Below are 18,867 nucleotides of genomic sequence, written 5' to 3'. Positions count from 1 at the left end.
CGACCTGACCCCTGTTTTCCTGTTTTCGGGTCAGTGACACACAAAAGGAACATTTGGCGGATCCGTAGTCGTGCGGAGTTTTTGTGGTCTACCCGATGGGAGAAGTCGGCGTCCAGCACCCCAGGGGCATGGGGATCATGTCAAAAAAAACTGGACTCCCTTGTCGTAGCATTTCTGCATGTCTTCCAGGCTGTAGACCTTGCCGATCCTGCTCGCCTGGCAGACGGCGCCGAAGGCTTTGTAGCGGTTCCGGCAAATGTCGCTCATGCCCTTGGTGGCTTCCTTGAGGAATTTGCGCGGGTTGAAATTGAATTTGTTTTCCGCCAGGTGCTTGCGGATGGCACCGGTGGAGGCCATGCGCAGGTCGGTGTCGATGTTGACCTTGCGCACGCCGTTCTTGATGATTTCGCTGACGGGCACGCCGTAGGTCTGACCCATGTCGCCGCCGAATCTGTTGGTGATGGCAAACCAGTCTTCCGGCACGGAAGACGAGCCGTGCATGACCAGATGCACATTGGGGGGCTGAATATGGAACTATCAAGTGAACATGGGCACCGGCATTGGTGCCCTCTCCTCAATAGCTACCGCATCCGGAGCCCCGTGAGGCTCAGGTGCCCTTGGCCCCCTTGGCGATGCGATCGCCGATCTCCTGGTCAATGTTGCGCCAATACTCAAATGCGCGCTCCAGCACGGGCTGAGTCACGCCCGCCTTCAAGTGTCCGACGACGTTTGACACCAGCCGGTCACGTGCGGCGGCGTCCATGACCTCGCGCACCAGGGTTCCGGGCTGGACGAAGTCATTGTCCTCCTTGTGCGGCGTGTAGGCGGCGTGCATGAATTCGCCGCTGGCTTCCCACTTTTCCATGTAGGGGTAGCGCTCGGGGTCGGCCTTCGGCCCGCCCTTCGAGTTCGGCGCGTATACGGGGTCAGAAACGTTCTGCATCCGCATCGCACCGTCCTTGCTATAGCTGTGTACCGGCACCTTGGGCTGATTGACCGGGATCTGCTTATAGTTAACGCCGAGCCGATGCCGGTGAGCGTCGGAATATGAGAAAAGGCGTCCCAGCAGCATCTTGTCCGGGCTCACACCGACTCCCGGCACCAGATTGTTGGGCTCGAAGGCGGCCTGCTCGATCTCGGTGTGGTAATCGGCAGGATTGCGATCGAGCGTCATTTTGCCAACCTCGATCAGCGGGTAGTCACCGTGCGGCCAAACCTTGGTCAAGTCGAACGGATTGAATCGGTAGGTCTTGGCATTTTCGAAAGGCATGACCTGCATATGAAGCGTCCAACTTGGGTGGTCGCCGCGCTTGATCGCGTCGTAAAGGTCGCGGGTATGATAGTCGCCATCCTCGCCGGCGAGCCGATCGGCCTCCGCCTGAGTGAGGAAATCGATCCCCTGGTCGGTCTTGAAGTGGTATTTCACCCAAAATCGTTGGCCCTTGGCGTTGACCCACATGTAGGCGTGGCTTGAGTAACCGTTCATGTGCCGCCAGGTCTTGGGAATGCCGCGGTCGCCCATCAGCCAGGCGACCTGGTGGGCCGACTCCGGGGACAAGGTCCAGAAGTCCCACTGCATGTCATGGTCACGCAGGTTGGTGTCTGCGCGGCGCTTCTGGGAGCGGATGAAGTGCTGGAATTTCATCGGGTCACGAATGAAGAATACCGGCGTGTTGTTCCCGACCAGGTCATAGTTGCCTTCGCTGGTATAAAACTTCAGCGCGAAGCCGCGCGGATCTCGCCAGGTGTCGGGGCTTCCGCGTTCACCCGCAACGGTCGAAAAACGCACCAGCATGTCGGTCTTGGTACCCGGCTGGAACAACGCCGCCTTGGTGTACTGGCTGACATCCTGGGTCACCTGGAAGTGTCCAAAGGCGCCCCCGCCTTTGGCATGCGGCTGGCGCTCGGGTATCCGCTCCCGGTTGAAATTCGCCATCTGCTCGATAAGGTAGTGATCCTGCAACAAGACAGGACCGTCCGGCCCGACGGTGAGCGAGTATTCATCGCTGGATACGGGAATCCCTGCATCGGTTGTCGTGGGTTTGGGAGCGTCTTTTGCCATGATGATAGTAACCCCTGATTGTGTGCTTCGAAAATTGCCTCGCTTGTCGTTCAGTTGCACAGCAACTGCTTTGAAACAAGCTTTGCATTTACCTGCGTACCTGCGGGCTATTCGGGCGGCCGCTTTATATCTTCAGTAGAGAACGATTTCTTCTACGACCAATATCGCTACGCGCTCTTAGAGCGTAGTAAACATTTCTTACAACAAGTGGATGGAGGGGGCGGTGATCCGGGCATTGACACATCACGAAGTCCGCCTGTGCCCGACGGATCCCGCAGGCTGTCGGATGACCATAAAAAAATGGGGCGCCGCAGCGTCCCATTTAATTTCAGCGTTTGATTTCGGCAAGCCGACGATCAGTTGATCTTGGGATCCAGCTCGCCCTTGTCGTAGCGCTTCTGCATCTCTTCCAGGCTGTAGACCTTGGTGATCTTGCTCGCCATGCCGGCAGCGCCGAAGGCCTCGTAGCGGTTTTTGCAAATATCGCTCATGCCCTTGGTGGCTTCCTTGAGGAATTTGCGCGGGTCGAAGTTGGCCTTGTTTTCGGCCAGATGCTTGCGGACCGCGCCGGTGGAGGCCATGCGCAGGTCGGTGTCGATGTTGACCTTGCGCACGCCGTTCTTGATGCCTTCGACGATCTCGCTGACGGGCACGCCGTAGGTCTGACCCATGTCGCCGCCGAAGCTGTTGATGATGGCAAGCCAGTCTTCCGGTACGGAAGACGAGCCGTGCATGACCAGGTGCACGTTGGGGATGCGCTCGTGGATTTCCTTGACACGGTCGATACGCAGCACTTTGCCGGTGGGCTTCTGGGTGAACTTGTAGGCGCCGTGCGAGGTGCCGATGGCGATAGCCAGCGCGTCCACGTGTGTCTTGGCAACGAAATCAGCGGCTTCGTCGGGGTCGGTCAGCAGCTGGTCGTGGGACAGCTTGCCTTCGGCACCGTGGCCGTCTTCTTCGCCGGCCATGCCGGACTCCAGCGAGCCCAGGCAGCCCAGTTCGCCTTCGACGGAGACGCCGCAAGCGTGGGCCAGCTCGGAAACCTTGCGGGTGGTTTCGACGTTGTATTCGTAGGTGGACGGGGTCTTGCCGTCGGTGCCCAGGGAGCCGTCCATCATCACCGACGAAAACCCGGACTGGATGGAGCGAAAACAGATGCTGGGCGAGGCGCCGTGGTCCTGGTGCATGCAGACCGGAATGTGCGGATATTGCTCGATCGCAGCCAGAATCAGATGGCGCAGGAAGGGCTCGCCGGCATAGGAACGCGCACCCGCGGAACCCTGCAGGATCACCGGCGAATTCACGGCGTCGGCGGCCTGCATGATGGCCTGCACCTGCTCCATGTTGTTGACGTTGAACGCGGGCAGGCCATAGCCATTTTCGGCGGCATGGTCGAGCAATTGACGAAGGGAAATCAGGGCCATTTCATAGTCTCCTAGGTTAAGAATTTACAGCACGCTCTTTATGCAAAATCAGGTTTTTTCGAATCGCCCACGCGGACGATCTTCATGGTATTGGTGCCGCCCGACTGGCCGATCGGCTCACCGATAGTCAGCAGGATCAGATCGCCATCGCGCACCGCGCCGCGCCGCCGCAGCTCTTCTTCGGCTTCCGCCAGCAGCGTGTCGCGGTCCTTGGTGGCCGTTTTCAGGTTGATCGGGTAAACACCGCGGAAAAGCGTGACCTTTCGGCGGGTTTGCACCGCGGGCGTCAAGGCGTAAACCGGCACACGGGTGGACAGACGGCTCATCCACAGGCAAGTGTTGCCGGATTCGGTCAGGGCGGCAATCGCCTTGATGTTGAGGTGCACCGAGGTAAACACCGCCGACATCGCAATCGCTTCATCCGGGCGCAAAAAGCTGTGGTCGAGCCGCGCGCCGGAAAAAACGGATTCAGCTTCCTTCTCCACTTCCAGACAGACGCGGTGCATCGCCTGCACCGCCTCGACCGGGAACAGGCCCGCCGCCGTTTCGGCCGACAGCATCACCGCGTCGGTGCCGTCGAGCACCGCGTTGGCGACGTCGGAGACTTCGGCGCGGGTGGGAATCGGGCTGGAAATCATCGACTCCATCATCTGGGTGGCGGTGATGACGACCTTGTTGCGCTCGATCGCCATGCGGATCATGCGTTTCTGCAGCGCGGGCACCGCGGCGTCGCCGACTTCCACCCCGAGATCGCCGCGCGCTACCATGATGGCGTCGGAGGCATCGAGGATCTCTTCCAGGTTTTCGATCGCTTCGGTGCGCTCGATCTTGGCCACCAGCTGGCTCTTGCCGCCGGCCGCGCGCAGCAGTTCGCGCGCCTGGCGCATGTCGGCGCCGCAACGCGGAAACGATACCGCCAGGTAATCCGCGTTCAGCGCCACCGCGGTCTTGATGTCCTCGATGTCCTTTTCGGTCAGGGCGGCTGCCGACAGCCCGCCACCCTTGCGGTTGATGCCCTTGTTGTTGGACAGCACCCCGCCCTGCACCACCTTGCAGATGATTTCCGTGCCGCGAACCTCCTCGACCCAGAATTCGATGCGGCCATCGTCCAGCAACAGGGTTACGCCGCGTCTCACATCATTCGGCAATTCCTTGTAATCGAGGCCGACGCGGGTCTGGTCGCCCAGGGGGCAGGCGGCGTCGAGAATGAAGCTGTCGCCCTTGGCCAGCGTGATCTTGCCGTCCTTGAACTTGCCGATGCGGATTTTCGGACCCTGCAGATCGACCAGCACGCCGACCGCGCGGCCGCGTGCGCGTGCCAGCGAACGCACCAGCTCGGCGCGATCGATATGGTCCTGCGCCGCGCCGTGGGAAAAGTTCAGGCGCACCACATCCAGCCCGGCTTCCATCATCCGGTCCAGGATTTTGGCATCGGAGCAGGCGGGCCCGAGGGTGGCGACGATTTTGGTTCTGCGAATCATTGTGTGGGTGAGGCGTTAGGAGTGAGGAGTGAGGGAGAGGCCGGGGGGTTACGCCTGACGCCTAACCCCTCACGCCTCACCGAACGGCGTCAGCCGTTCGCGCGCTCTTCCAGAATCGCCACGGCGGGCAGGACCTTGCCTTCCAGGTATTCGAGAAAGGCGCCGCCGGCGGTGGAGATGTAGCTCACCTTGTCGTAAATGTCGTATTTCTGGATCGCGGCGATGGTGTCGCCGCCACCGGCCAGGGTGAAGGCGTTGGTGTTGGCGATCGCCATCGCGATGGTCTTGGTGCCCTCGCCAAACTGGTCGAACTCGAACACGCCGACCGGGCCGTTCCACACCACGGTACCGGCCTTCATGATGATGTCGGCGAGTTCCTGCGCGCTCTTCGGGCCAATGTCGTAGATCATGTCGTCGTCGGCGACGTCATCGGCATCTTTCAGCACAGCGGGGGCATTGGGATTGCCATCCGCGCCAAACGGCGACTCATTGCTGACCACCACGTCGACGGCAATTGGAATGGTTGCGCCACGCGCGGTCATTTTCTCGATCAGTGACTGCGCGGTGGGGATGAGATCATGTTCGCACAGCGATTTGCCAACGTTCTTGCCCACGGCAGCAAGGAAAGTGTTGGCGATGCCGCCGCCGACCACCAGTTGCTCGCATTTCTCGGCCAGCGCTTCCAGCACGGTCAGCTTGGTGGAAACCTTGGAGCCGCCAACGATGGCGACCATCGGCCGCGCCGGGTTGGCCAGCGCTTTCTCCAGCGCCTCAAGCTCTTCGGTCAGCAGAATGCCGGCCGCCGCCACCGGCGCGAACTTGGCGATGCCGTGGGTCGAGGCTTCGGCGCGGTGCGCGGTGCCGAAGGCGTCCATCACGAAGACGTCGCACAGCGCGGCATATTTTTTGGCGGTCTCGTCAATGTTCTTCTTTTCGCCCTTGTTGACGCGGCAGTTTTCCAGCACCACCAGTTCACCTTCGGCGACGTCGAAGCCGCCCTCGGTCCATTCGCGGATCAGGCGGATGTTCTTGCCGAGCTTCTGCGCGATGACGTCGACCACCGGCTTCAACGAATCCGCTTCCTTGAACTCGCCTTCGGTAGGACGGCCGAGGTGGGAAGTGACCATCACCCTGGCACCCGCCTTGAGGCAGTGCTCGATGGTGCGCATCGACGCGGTGATACGGGCATCCGAGGTGACCTTGCCGTCCTTGACCGGCACGTTCATGTCGGCGCGGATGAACACCCGCTTGCCAGCCAGATCGAGATCGGTAACGCGAATGAATGCCATGGTTGCTTCTCCTGAGGGTAAGGTTTAAGGGTTGGCGCGGGGTTGGCCGCGCCAGGCCTTAAGGCTCACTTTAGGGGCCAGGGGTCGAGATTCAGGGGCCCGTGGATGAGCGGCCAAGGCCGCGTCCCCGATTCAATGCGCGGGCTTCGCCCGCACCTACCCTGAATCCTGATCCCTTACTTCGCCACGTGCTCGACCAGGCGCAGCATGTTGCAGGTGTAGCCATACTCGTTGTCGTACCAGGACACGACCTTGACGAAGGTGTCGTCCAGGGCGATGCCGGCATCGACGTCAAAGGTGGAGGGGACGCTGTTGCCGATGAAGTCGGTGGAGACCACTTTTTCTTCGGTGTAGCCCAGCACGCCCTTCATGGCACCGGCGGAGGCGGCCTTCATGGCGGCGCAGATGTCGGCGTAGGTGGCCGGCTTGTTCAGCTCGACGGTCAGGTCGACGACCGACACGTCGGAGGTGGGGACGCGGAAAGCCATGCCGGTCAGCTTGCCTTTCAGTTCCGGCAGCACCACGCCGACGGCCTTGGCGGCGCCGGTGGAGGACGGAATGATGTTTTCCAGGATGCCGCGACCGCCGCGCCAGTCTTTGGAGGACGGGCCGTCAACGGTCTTCTGGGTTGCAGTGGCGGCATGCACGGTGGTCATCAGACCGCGCTTGATGCCCCAGTTGTCGTTCAACACCTTGGCCACAGGCGCCAGGCAGTTGGTGGTGCAGGACGCGGCGGACACGATGGCCTCACCGGCGTATTTAGTGTGGTTCACACCATAGACGAACATCGGGGTGGAATCTTTGGCGGGAGCCGATTGAACCACTTTCTTCGCGCCGGCCTTGATGTGTGCTTCGCAGGATTCGGTGGTCAGGAAGAAACCGGTGCAGTCGATGACGATGTCGGCGCCCACTTCGCTCCACTTCAGGTTGGAGGGGTCGCGCTCGGCCGTCAGGCGGATCTTCTTGCCGTTCACAACCATATTGCCACCGTCCACGGCGATGTCGCCGTTGAAACGGCCATGCACGGAGTCGTATTTCAGCATGTAAGCCAGATAGTCGGGGTCAAGCAGGTCGTTAATCGCCACGATCTCGATGCCGGGAAAGTCCTTCGCCACAGCGCGGAACACCATGCGGCCGATGCGGCCAAAACCGTTAATACCAACTTTGATTGCCATTTGTCATTCTCCTGAGTTAAGAAATTTTTATCCGCGAAGGACGCGAAGAAGCGCAAAGTTGTTCCTTGGCGGATCTTCGCGTCCTTCGCGGAAAAGGTTTTTACTTTACTTACAGAACGCCCTTGACCGCGGCCACGACGGCCTCGGTGGTGATGCCGAAGTGCTTGAACAGCGCCGGCGCCGGGGCGGATTCGCCGAAGCTGTCGATGCCGATCACGGCGCCTTCCAGACCCACGTACTTGCGCCAGAAGTCGGTGACGCCGGCCTCCACCGCGACGCGCGGCAGGCCTTTCGGCAGCACGCTCGCTTTGTAGGCGGCGTCCTGGCGGTCGAAGGTGTTGGTCGACGGCATCGACACCACGCGCACGGCGATGCCTTCGGCGGCCAGGGCTTCCTGCGCCTTCACGGCCAGTTCGACTTCGGAGCCGGTGGCGATAATGACCGCCTTGATAGCGGCGGCGTCCTTCAGCACGTAGCCGCCCTTGGCGATGTTGGCCAGGGTCGCGGCGTCGCGCGCCATGAACGGCAGGTTCTGGCGGGAAAGAATGTGGCAGGTGGGGCCGGTGGCGCGCTCGACCGAGGCCACCCAGCCGACCAGCGTTTCCACGGTGTCGCACGGACGCCAGACGTCGATGTTGGGGATCATGCGCAGGGTGGCGGTCTGCTCGACCGGCTGGTGGGTCGGGCCGTCTTCGCCGAGACCGATGGAGTCGTGCGTGAACACGTGGATCACGCGCTGCTTCATCAGTGCAGCCATGCGGATGGCGTTACGCGAGTACTCGGAGAACATCAGGAAGGTGCCGCCGAACGGCAGCAGACCGCCGTGCAGCGCCATGCCGTTCATGATCGCGGCCATGCCGAATTCGCGCACGCCGTAGCTGATGTAGTTGCCGGGGTTGCCGTCGCGTACCGGATGGCAGCCCGTCCAGTTGGTGAGGTTGGAGCCGGTGAGATCGGCCGAGCCGCCGAGGAACTCGGGCAGCGCGGGGGCCAGCGCGTTGATCGCGATCTGGCTGGCCTTGCGGGTGGCGACGGTCTCGGCCTTGGCGTTGATTGCGGCCAGCTGCTCGGCGACGTGCGCCTTCCAGTTGGCGGGCAATTCGCTCTTCATGCGGCGCTCGAACTCGGCGGCTTCGGCCGGGTAGGCCTTCTTGTATTCGGCGAACTTGTTGTTCCACAGTGTTTCCAGCCCCTGGCCCTTGGTCTTGGCGTCCCAGCCGGCGTAGATGTCGGCAGGGATTTCGAACGGGGGGTGGTTCCAGCCCATGTGCTTGCGGGCAGCCTCCAGTTCCTCGTGCCCGAGGGCGGCGCCATGCACGTCGTGGGTGCCGGCCTTGTTGGGCGAGCCCTTGCCGATGATGGTCTTGCAGCAGATCAGGGTGGGCTTGTCGGTGCTGGCCTTGGCCTTCTGGATCGCCGCTTCGAGCGCGACGACGTCATGACCGTCGACATTAGCGATGACGTGCCAGCCATAAGCCTCAAAACGCTTCGGGGTGTCGTCGGTAAACCAGTTTTCGACGTGGCCGTCGATCGAGATGCCGTTGTCGTCCCAGAAGGCGATCAGCTTGCCCAGCTTCCAGGTACCGGCCAGCGCGCAGGCTTCGTGCGAAATGCCTTCCATCATGCAGCCGTCGCCCATGAACGCGTAGGTGTGGTGGTCGACGATGGTGTGGTCGGGCTTGTTGAATTCGGCGGCAAGGATCTTTTCCGTCATCGCCATGCCGACGGCGTTGCTGATGCCCTGGCCGAGCGGGCCGGTGGTGGTCTCGACGCCGGGCGCGTAGCCGTACTCGGGGTGGCCCGGGGTCCTGGAGTGCAACTGGCGGAACTGCTTCAAATCGTCCATCGACAGGTCGTAGCCGGTCAGGTGCAGCAGCGCGTAGATCAGCATCGAGCCGTGGCCGTTCGACAGCACGAAACGGTCGCGATCCGCCCACTTGGGGTTGGTCGGGTTGTGGCGCATATGGTGATTCCACAGCGTTTCGGCGATTTCTGCCATGCCCATGGGGGCGCCGGGGTGGCCGGATTTGGCTTTTTCGACTGCATCCATCGCAAGCGCACGGATGGCATTGGACAGGTCGGTACGGGTTGGCATTACGTTCCCTTCAGCTAAGTAAAAAAGCACCGCATTCCCGCCCCGAAAAGCCGCACAGCGGCAGCTTGGGCAGAATATGCAAAAACCTTGATTATCCGCCGCAGGGCAGGCTTCCGCAAGCCGTGGCAAACACCAGGGAAAAAGTTGCCACAACAATAGCTTAAGGCGCACAACTCAGGCGCCGCCCGAGGCTTGCCTTCTAAAAATCTTTTTATTTACCCGATGGCGTGGCTTATGCGCCGGCCGCTTTCAGCCAGCTGCGCCAGAGTTCGAACAGCTCGGGGCTGGCCGAGGCCACCACCGATCGCTCCCATATATTGGCGATGTCGAAGCTGCCCGACAGGCTGGCCAGCCGCCCGCCCGCCTCTTCCAGGATCAGCGCGCCGGCGGCGTAGTCCCACAGCTTCTGGCCGCCGTGGACATAGATGTCGAAGCGGCCGGCGGCGGTGTAGCACCAGTCCAGCGTGGAGGCACCGAAATTGCGCTGCGAGGCGTACGGCGGCCACGCTGCCAGCCTGCCGGCAAGTTCGCGATCGATGCGCTTCATCTCGACCCCGGCCAGCGCCCGGCGCAGTTCGGTGGCGGGAGCACGCAGCGGCAGCGGCGTGCCGTTGAGATGCGCGCCGCACCCGCGCTCGGCGCTGAACATTTCATCGGCGATGGGATCGTACACCACGCCAAGCTGGCGCTCGCCCTTGTAGAGATAGGCCACCGACACGGCGAAATAGGGCACGCCGGCGACAAAGTTGGAGGTGCCGTCGATCGGATCGACGCACCACAGCCCGTCGCGTCCGGCGTCCCAAGCGTCGTGCTGCTGCTGCTCGGTCATTTCCTCGCCCAGCACCGGCATATCCTTGATTTGCGGCAGCGCCACTTCCAGCGCGGCCTGCGTTTCGGCATCCGCCTCGGTGAACAGGCTGCCGTCCACCTTGTGGCTATGTGCCACCTTGAGGAAACGAGGTGTCACTTCGCGCTGCGCGATCTCGCGCACCACCGTCTTGACCCGTTCAAGCATGATTAGATGCGCCGGCAATAACAATAGACAAATTCCTGCTCCTGGCCCGTAGGCGTGCGGTGGATTTCGGTTTGGTGGCCCAGCAGGCGGAAGGGGGCGCCGAACTCGGCGTGCAACGCCTCGGGAGCGTAGCACGCCACGTCCAGCCCCGAACATTGCAGCGGCCCGCCGGGGCCGAAGGCGGCGACAATGACATGCCCGTCGGGCTTCACGCTTTTCAGCACCTGCTCGACATAGCGCGTGCGGTCGGCCGGATCGGTCAGGAAATGAAACACCGCGCGGTCGTGCCAGACGTCGTAGCGCGCGGCCGGCAACTCGGCGCGGGTGATGTCGGCGGCGATCCACTGCACCGACTGTGCGCGTGCGCCGAGCCGCGCGCGGCTGGCCGCCAGCGCCGACTCAGCGAGGTCGAGCACGGTCAGATTGCGATAGCCGGCGTCGAGCAGACCATCCACCAGCACAGAAGCGCCGCCGCCGACGTCGATGATGTGCGCATTTTTGTCCGCGCAGCCCTCGATCAGGCGCAGCGACGACGCGGCATGCGGCTGGAACCAGCTGACCTCATCGACCGCCTTGTTGCCGTATACCGTTTCCCAATGCTGCCGGCGGTCGACCATGTCACGCTTCTTTCCATTTGATCGAGCAGCCCATGCTGGGAATCTGTTCGGCCGGCCCGCGCTGGCTGGCAGCGATTTCCTTCATCGCCTCGAACAGGTCGCGGCGCACGCCCTCGGGCGCGGTGTCCTTGCGCGACGCGTCGAAGCGGCCGCGGTACTGCAGTTCGAAATTCCGGTTGAAGCCGAAAAAGTCCGGCGTGCACACCGCGCCGTAGGCCTGCGCCACCTCCTGCGTTGCGTCGATCACGTAGGGAAAGGGGAAGCTGAACTCCGCCGCCGCCTTTTTCATGTTGTCGAACGAGTCCTCCTCGTAGTCGGTCGGGTCGTTCGACATGATGGCGATGGCGTGGATGCCATGCTGCCTGAGTTCGGCCAGGTCGCGCACCAGCCGCGGACGGATCGCCTTCACATACGGGCAATGGTTGCAGATGAACATCACCAGCAGGCCGTTCGGCCCCATCGCGTCGGACGGCGTCCACATTTTTCCGTCGACGCCGGGCAGGCTGAAATCGGGGGCTTTCCAGCCAAAATCACATACGGGGGTGGTGAGGGAAACCATGGCGCGCTCCGCAGAATTTCTTTTCAATCCCGGCATAATAGCAAGATCCTAAAAACCGCAGTTGACCGCTCACAACCCTATGGAATCCTGCATGAATACCGGTTTCTCTGCCTTCATCCTGGTTCGCCGCCAGGCTGAGGCCGCTACGCACCCGCTGGCACGCCTGGACGCGCGCCTGCCTTTGTACCCGCAAGGGGTAGGCCGGATTCGTAAAGCCGCTAAAGCGGCAACGACTCCGCTCTCGCTCGTCGTTGCAGGCAACAGCCTGCCGCCTTCTCGCTTCGCGGCAGCCACACGTCCGGACGCACCATCGAGCGCGCCCAACTACCGTTTCTAGGATCATGTCCGCGCCGCGTTTTTATCTCGATCAGCCGCTCGCCCCGGGCGCCCGCTTCAGCCTGCCACCCGGACCGGCGCGCCATGCCGCGCGCGCGCTGCGGCTGGCGGCGGACGATGCCGTCATCCTGTTCAACGGGCTGGGCGGCGAATACAGCGCGCGCATCGAGCGCATCAACAAGGACGAAGTGACCGTCAGCATCACCGGCTTTGCCGCCATCGAGCGCGAATCGCGGCTGCGCGTGATGCTGGCGCAGGGGATTTCCAGCGGCGAGCGCATGGATTACACGCTGCAAAAGGCGGTCGAACTCGGGGTGGTGGCGATCCAGCCGATCGCCGCCAGGCGCAGCGTGGTCAAGCTGACGGGCGAGCGCGCCGACAAACGCATCGCGCACTGGCAGGGCGTGGTGGCGAGCGCCTGCGAGCAGTGCGGGCGCAACCAGATTCCCGCGGTGGCGCCGCCGCTGACGCTGGCCCACTGGCTCGGACAAAGACAAGACGGGCGGCTGCTTTTCCTGTCGCCGCTGGCGGAGGCGCGGCTGGCCGACCTGCCGCAGCCGGGCGCGATGGATTGCCTGGTCGCCGGCCCCGAAGGCGGGTTCGATGCCGACGAGATCGCCGCGCTGCACGCGGCAGGGGCCACCCCGGTGCGGCTGGGACCGCGCGTGCTGCGCACCGAGACTGCCGCGCTGGCGGCGCTGGCGGCGATGCAGACGCTATGGGGCGATTTTTGAGCCGGATCAAGCCCGGCCACTTTGTTCCGTTTATTCTGTTGGCCGTTGCCCCCGCATGGCGTCGGGAATTTTTCTGTATCCTTCGCTAACCCAATTCCGTTCAGGCAAATCCGTTGAAAGACACTACCGATTTCGTCCACTGGTTCCGCTCTGTCGCGCCGTACATTCATGGCTTTCGCGGCAAGACCTTCGTCGTCGCCTTTGGTGGCGAGCTGGTGGCGGATGGCGGCTTCGTGCAGCTGGCGCACGACGTCAATCTGCTGAACAGCCTGGGCGTGCGGCTGGTGCTGATCCATGGCGTGCGGCCACAGGTGGAGGCGAGGCTGACCGAAAACGGCACCGCGATCCACTATGTCAACGGCCTGCGCGTCACCGACGACCGGGCGCTCGCGTGCGTCAAGGAAGCCGCCGGCACGGTGCGGGTGGAAATCGAGGCGCTGCTGTCGCTGGGGCTGGCCAACACGCCGATGGCCGGAGCGGGCATCCGGGTCGCCTCAGGCAATTTCGTCACCGCGCAGCCGCTTGGAGTGCGCGACGGCGTCGACCTGCTGCACACCGGCGAAGTGCGCAAAATCGACGCCGCCGCGATCCGCCGGCGGCTGGACCAGCACGACATCGTGCTGCTCTCCCCCATCGGCTATTCGCCGACCGGCGAAATCTTCAACCTCAGCCTGGAGGACGTGGCGACCCAGGCTGCGATCGAACTCGCGGCCGACAAGCTGATCTTCCTGATGGACACCGAGGGCGTTCCGGACAAGGGGCGCACCATCCACAACGCCCTCACCGTCAACGAGGCGCGGCAGGTGCTCGAAAAAACGGGACAGGGCAAAGCGAAGAAGCTGCCCGAGGACGTGACCTACTACCTGCCGTGCGCGATCACCGCCTGCACCGGCGGGGTCAAGCGCGCCCATCTCATCAGTCGCCACCGGGACGGCGCGCTGCTGTCCGAGCTGTTCACCCGCGAAGGCATCGGCACCCTCGTCACCCCGGCGCCGCTGGAAACCCTGCGTCCCGCCACCATCGACGACGTCGGCGGCATCCTCGGCCTGATCGAGCCGCTGGAGCGCGACGGCATCCTGGTGTGGCGCTCGCGCGAGTTGCTGGAAATGGAAATCGACCGCTTTTTGGTGCTTGAATCCGACGGCGTCGTCGCCGGTTGTGTCGCGCTCTACCCCTTCCCCGAAGAACACGCGGCCGAACTCGCCTGCCTGGCGGTGGCGCAAGATTTCCGCGGGCGCGGTTTTGGTAACCTGCTGCTGGCGGAAGCCGAGAAACAAGGCAAAAAGACAGGCTTCAAACAATTGTTCGTGCTGACCACCCGCTCCGAACACTGGTTCGAGGAACGCGGCTTCGTCGACAGCAGCCCCGACCATCTACCAAAGAGCAAACAGGCGCTCTACAACTACAAGCGGAAATCCAAGGTTCTGCAAAAATCGCTGTGAACAAGGGATAAAGACGTTGCATCCACTTACCCGATGGAGCCGCGAGTTGCATGCCTTCCGCCCCTACGCATTGCAGGCGCAAGACATGTTGCGGGCGGCCCGATGACGGCCTGGCTGGCGCGACTCTCGCTGCGCTACAGGCTCACCCTCGCTGCGTTGTCGGTAGAAGCCGCGATGCTGGTTTTTCTGATCGGCAACGGGGTGCAGCTCACCACCCAGGTCCTGCAAAAACAGGCCGAGTATCGCGTGGCGGAAACCGCGAAAATCCTGGAAACGGCTCTGCTGACGCCTCTGGCGCAACAGGATGACGCCGGCGTACGCGACATCATCGAGTCCCTGCGGCGCGACGACGGACTGAAAATGATCGAGGTACGCGACACCAGCAACCGTGTCGTTCACCAAGCCGGCAACAGCAGCGCCACAACCGATTTTCGCCGGGTGCAGCCGATTGAACTGGCCGGCCAGCGCTATGGCGAGGTTGCCCTGGCGCTTTCAGGTGCCTTCATTCAGGAAGCGCGCAGCCACTACATCCAGCAAAGCCTGTTCATTGCCGCTGCCGCCCTGCTGCTGACCGGCCTTCTGCTGGCTGTGTCGGCCGGCGCGGTGACTCGCCGCTTCGAAGCGCTCACCCGCGCCAGCAAGCGCATGGCGCAGGGCGACCTGGACGTCAAGCTGGCGGGCGCAGGGGAAGACGAGATCGGGCAGTTGATCGACACCTTCAACCGCATGGCCGAAGCCGTCCGCTTCAACGTCGAGCGGGCACGCGAAAACGAGGCGCGCTTTCATGCCATTGCCGATTACACCCACGATCTCGAATTCTGGCTGTCGCCCGAAGGCGAACTGTTGTGGATCAACCCCTCGGTCGAGCGCATGCTGGGCTATACCGTCAGCGAATGCATGGGGCCGATGAATTTCCCGGCCGACATCATCCACCCGGACGACCGTGTGGCAGGCGATTTTCAGCTGCGTCAGGCCCTGCGCGGCACCTCTGGACAGGGCTACTCCTTCCGCATCTGCCGCAAGGACGGCGGCCATTTCTGGGCGCTGACGAACTGGCAACCGATTCACGATTACAGCGGGGTCTATCAGGGCATCCGCGCCAGCATCCACAGCATCGACGATCTCAAGGCGACCGAGGCCAACCTGCGCCAGGCCATCAGCGAGCTGCGCACGGCGGAAAGCCTGCAGGGGAAGTACCTGAAAGAAACCGAGCAGGAGCGAGCTCGCCTGGTTTCGCTGCTGTCTGCGATGAATCGGGGCATCCTTTTCGTCGCCGCCGACGGCCGCGTGATCTACCACAACCCCGCCTTCAGCCGCATGTGGATGATCGACGAAGAAATGGGACTGATCGGCCTGCCGGTCAACGAGGTGCTGGCTAAATCCGCCTCGACGCTGGCGCGCCCCGATCATTTTTCCAGGCATTTGCTGTCGGTGCTGGAAACACACGAATTGTCCGACAGCTACGAAATCCAGATGACCGACGGCCGCGTCATCACCGAACTCGATTATCCGGTGCGTGACCGCGAGGACCACTTCATCGGCCACTTGTGGGTCTACGAAGACATGACCCGCGAACGCCAGACCGCCGAACAGCTGGTGCACCTGGCCGAACGCGACCCACTCACCGGGCTGTACAACCGCCACCGCTTCCAGCAGGAACTGGCGCGCACCATGCTGGATACCGACCGCCACCATTTGCAGTGCGCCGTGATGTTTTTCGACCTCGACGAGTTCAAGACCATCAACGACAGCTACGGTCACCGCACCGGCGATGCGCTGCTGATCCGGGTGGCCGGCGAAATCGGTGCACTGGTGCGGCGTAACGAAGTGCTGGCGCGACTGGGCGGCGACGAATTCGCCATCCTGCTGCCGGGCGTGCAGGGCAAAGAGGCCGAGGCGCTGGCCGAGCGTATCGTACGCACGATCGCGCAGATCCCCTTCCGCTTCGAGGGGCAAAACCTGCGGCTCACCACCAGCCTTGGCATCGCCTACTATCCGGAACATGCCGCGGACGCCGACGATCTGGTGGCGCGTGCCGATATCGCCATGTACCAGGCCAAGGGGGCCGGCAAGAACACCTGGCGCGTCTATCGGGCGGACAGCGAGGCCGACAGCGAGATGCGCAGCCGCCTCTCGTGGGGCGAGCGCATCAGCAACGCGCTCGACAAAAAATTGTTCCAGCTGCACTTCCAGGGGATTTACCGGGCGAAAGACGGCGCCCTGTCGCATCTGGAAGCGCTTATCCGCATGACCGACGAGTGCAATCCCGATCGGCTCATCATGCCGGCGCACTTCATCCAACTGGCCGAAAAAAGCGGTCGCATTCTCGATATCGACCGCTGGGTGATCCGGGAAGTGCTGCAGCGGCTGGCCGGAAATGCGGCCATCCCGTCGATCGCAGTCAACCTGTCGGGGCGTTCGCTGTCCGAGCCCAGCCTGCCGCAATACATCAGCGACGAGCTGCGGCAGGCCGGCGTCGACCCGCACCGGCTGATTGTCGAAATCACCGAAACGGCCGCGGTATCCGACCTGCACGACGCCCAGCGCATGATCGAGGCGCTGCGCCAGCTCGGCTGCGGCGTCTATCTCGACGATTTCGGTGTCGGCTTCTCCTCCTTCGCCTACCTCAAGCATCTGCAGGTCGACACCATCAAGATCGACGGCATGTTCATCCGCGACCTGGCCAACGACCCCGACAACCAGGTTTTCGTGCAGGCCATGGTCAGCGTCGCGCTCGGCCTTGGCAAGTCCGTGGTGGCGGAATACGTTGAGGACGGCTCGACCCTCGCCCTGCTGCGCCGGTTCGGGGTCGACCTGGTGCAGGGCTACCATCTCGACCGGCCGATCGCCGACCATCCGGCACTGCGCGGCAAGGGCTAGCACGTTTCAAGGCTCAAGCCGCCAGGCGGAGGCGGCTCAAGACTGACCAGGCTGCAATGTTAGAATATTGAGTTTTTACAGTATTCAGGACGTCCCGTGCTTACCGCTTCCAGCATCACCCTGCAATTTGCCGCCAAACCCCTGTTCGAGAACGTCAACGTCAAGTTCGGCGACGGCAACCGCTATGGCCTGATCGGCGCCAACGGCTGCGGCAAGTCCACCTTCATGAAGATCCTCGCCGGCGAACTGGAGCCGAGTGCCGGCAACGTCTCGCTCGACCCCGGCGAGCGCATGGCCTGGCTGCGCCAGGACCAGTTCGGCTACGAAGACCAGCGCGTGCTCGACGTAGTGCTGCAGGGCCACGCCGAGATGTGGCGCGTGATGCAGGAAAAGGACGCCATCTACATGAATCCGGAGGCGACCGAGGAAGACTACCTGCACGCCGCCGAACTGGAAGCCAAATTCGGCGAAATGGGCGGCTACGACGCCGAGGCGCGCGCGGGCCAGTTGCTGCTCGGCGTCGGCATCCCGATCGAGCAGCACAACGGCCCCATGAGCCAGATCGCACCAGGCTTCAAGCTGCGCGTGCTGCTGACACAGGCCCTGTTCTCCAATCCCGACATCCTGCTGCTCGACGAACCGACCAACAACCTCGACATCAACACCATCCGCTGGCTGGAAAACGTGCTGAACGAGAGCAACGCCACCATCATCGTCATCTCACACGATCGCCACTTCCTGAACCAGGTCTGTACCCACATGGCCGATCTCGATTTCGGCACTATCAAGGTCTACCCGGGCAACTACGACGACTACATGCTGGCCTCGACGCAGGTCAAGGAACGCCAGGCCTCGGCCAACGCCAAGGCCAAGGACAAGGTGGCCGAACTGCAGGAATTCGTGCGCCGCTTCTCGGCCAACAAGTCGAAGGCGCGCCAGGCCACCAGCCGCATGAAGATGATCGACAAGATCAAGATCGAGGACTTCAAGCCCAGCTCGCGGCAGAACCCCTACATCCGCTTCGAGCCGGAAAAGCTGCTGCACCGCCGCGCGCTCGAAGTGGAGAATCTCAAGTTCGGCTATGACGGAACGCCGCTGTTCACCAACCTCGGCTTTTCATTGGAAGCCGGCGAGAAAATGGCCGTCATCGGCGGCAACGGCGTCGGCAAATCCACGCTGATGAAGCTCTTGATGGGCGAGCTGACGCCGCAATTCGGCGAAGTGCGCTGGAGCGAGAATGCCAGCGTCGGCTACTTCTCGCAGGACCACGTCAGCGACTTCGACAGCGACCTCAACCTCACCGACTGGATGCACCAATGGACCCAGCCGGGCGACGACGAGCAGGTGCTGCGCGGCATCCTCGGGCGCCTCTTGTTCTCCGGCGACGACGTCAAGAAATCGGTGCGCGTGCTGTCCGGCGGCGAAAAGGGCCGCATGCTCTACGGCAAGCTGATGCTCGGTCGCCACAACGTGCTGGTGATGGACGAGCCGACCAACCACATGGACATGGAGTCGATCGAGTCGCTCAACCTCGCGCTCGACCTGTTCAAGGGCACGCTGATCTTCGTCTCGCACGACCGCCAGTTCGTCTCCAGCCTCGCCACCCGCATTCTCGAAATCACCCCGCAGGAGGTCGAGTTCTATATGGGCACTTACGACGAGTATCTGCACACGAAGGGTCTGGAATAAGTTATTTATCCGCGAAGGACGCGAAGATGCGCGAAAAAATCGCGGGATTTTCAAGGCTTCCACAAATGT

Annotated in this window: 14 protein-coding genes and 1 pseudogene; 5 read left to right on the top strand and 10 right to left on the bottom strand. The window is 62.7% G+C overall.

The window, feature by feature from the left end; translation table 11 throughout:
- Positions 1-135: 135 nt before the first annotated feature.
- From ACZ41T_RS10610 to ACZ41T_RS10565, 10 genes and pseudogenes are all read right to left on the bottom strand, one after another.
- A pseudogene (locus ACZ41T_RS10610) lies at positions 136-531 on the bottom strand (class II fructose-bisphosphate aldolase); the annotation flags it as partial.
- Between the two features lie 76 nt (positions 532-607).
- Positions 608-2,062, bottom strand: a complete 1,455-nt coding sequence (locus ACZ41T_RS10605) for a catalase (protein ID WP_464921365.1) — start codon at positions 2,060-2,062, stop codon at positions 608-610.
- Between the two features lie 356 nt (positions 2,063-2,418).
- Positions 2,419-3,486 (bottom strand): class II fructose-bisphosphate aldolase, encoded by a 1,068-nt coding sequence (fba, locus tag ACZ41T_RS10600; RefSeq protein WP_464921364.1) that lies wholly within the window; start codon positions 3,484-3,486, stop codon positions 2,419-2,421.
- Positions 3,487-3,524: 38 nt separating this feature from the next.
- Positions 3,525-4,967, bottom strand: a complete 1,443-nt coding sequence (gene pyk, locus ACZ41T_RS10595; protein ID WP_464921363.1) for a pyruvate kinase — start codon at positions 4,965-4,967, stop codon at positions 3,525-3,527.
- An 89-nt stretch (positions 4,968-5,056) separates the two neighbouring features.
- A complete protein-coding gene (locus tag ACZ41T_RS10590) occupies positions 5,057-6,256 on the bottom strand; it encodes a phosphoglycerate kinase (RefSeq protein ID WP_464921362.1) in 1,200 nt (399 codons plus the stop codon).
- Between the two features lie 176 nt (positions 6,257-6,432).
- Positions 6,433-7,431: a type I glyceraldehyde-3-phosphate dehydrogenase gene (gene gap, locus ACZ41T_RS10585; protein WP_464921361.1), complete on the bottom strand. Its 999-nt coding sequence runs from the start codon at positions 7,429-7,431 to the stop codon at positions 6,433-6,435.
- A gap of 109 nt (positions 7,432-7,540) precedes the next feature.
- Entirely contained in the window at positions 7,541-9,526 is a 1,986-nt protein-coding gene (tkt, locus tag ACZ41T_RS10580; RefSeq protein ID WP_464921360.1) for a transketolase, read from the bottom strand.
- 232 nt (positions 9,527-9,758) lie between these two features.
- Positions 9,759-10,541, bottom strand: coding sequence for an inositol monophosphatase family protein (locus ACZ41T_RS10575; protein ID WP_464921359.1), 783 nt, complete (start codon positions 10,539-10,541; stop codon positions 9,759-9,761).
- A 2-nt stretch (positions 10,542-10,543) separates the two neighbouring features.
- A complete protein-coding gene (locus ACZ41T_RS10570) occupies positions 10,544-11,158 on the bottom strand; it encodes a class I SAM-dependent methyltransferase (protein ID WP_464921358.1) in 615 nt (204 codons plus the stop codon).
- 1 nt (position 11,159) lies between these two features.
- Positions 11,160-11,717: a thioredoxin family protein gene (locus ACZ41T_RS10565; protein ID WP_464921357.1), complete on the bottom strand. Its 558-nt coding sequence runs from the start codon at positions 11,715-11,717 to the stop codon at positions 11,160-11,162.
- Between the two features lie 91 nt (positions 11,718-11,808).
- On the opposite strand from ACZ41T_RS10565, the gene ACZ41T_RS10560 reads away from it, so the two are divergent.
- The 5 genes from ACZ41T_RS10560 (at position 11,809) to ACZ41T_RS10540 (ending at position 18,798) form a co-directional block, all read left to right on the top strand.
- Positions 11,809-12,054: a hypothetical protein gene (locus ACZ41T_RS10560; RefSeq protein ID WP_464921356.1), complete on the top strand. Its 246-nt coding sequence runs from the start codon at positions 11,809-11,811 to the stop codon at positions 12,052-12,054.
- Between the two features lie 4 nt (positions 12,055-12,058).
- Positions 12,059-12,787, top strand: coding sequence for a 16S rRNA (uracil(1498)-N(3))-methyltransferase (locus ACZ41T_RS10555; protein ID WP_464921355.1), 729 nt, complete (start codon positions 12,059-12,061; stop codon positions 12,785-12,787).
- A 113-nt stretch (positions 12,788-12,900) separates the two neighbouring features.
- Positions 12,901-14,229: an amino-acid N-acetyltransferase gene (gene argA, locus ACZ41T_RS10550; RefSeq protein WP_464921354.1), complete on the top strand. Its 1,329-nt coding sequence runs from the start codon at positions 12,901-12,903 to the stop codon at positions 14,227-14,229.
- 102 nt (positions 14,230-14,331) lie between these two features.
- On the top strand, positions 14,332-17,109 hold the full coding sequence (locus tag ACZ41T_RS10545) for an EAL domain-containing protein (protein ID WP_464921353.1): 2,778 nt from the start codon (positions 14,332-14,334) through the stop codon (positions 17,107-17,109).
- A 96-nt stretch (positions 17,110-17,205) separates the two neighbouring features.
- Positions 17,206-18,798: an ABC-F family ATPase gene (locus tag ACZ41T_RS10540; protein WP_464921352.1), complete on the top strand. Its 1,593-nt coding sequence runs from the start codon at positions 17,206-17,208 to the stop codon at positions 18,796-18,798.
- Positions 18,799-18,867: the final 69 nt, after the last annotated feature.

It is taken from the genome of Thiobacillus thiophilus (assembly GCF_055378705.1).
The sequence above is the reverse complement of the archived record's forward strand: the minus strand, read 5'-3'. Positions and strand labels throughout refer to the sequence as shown.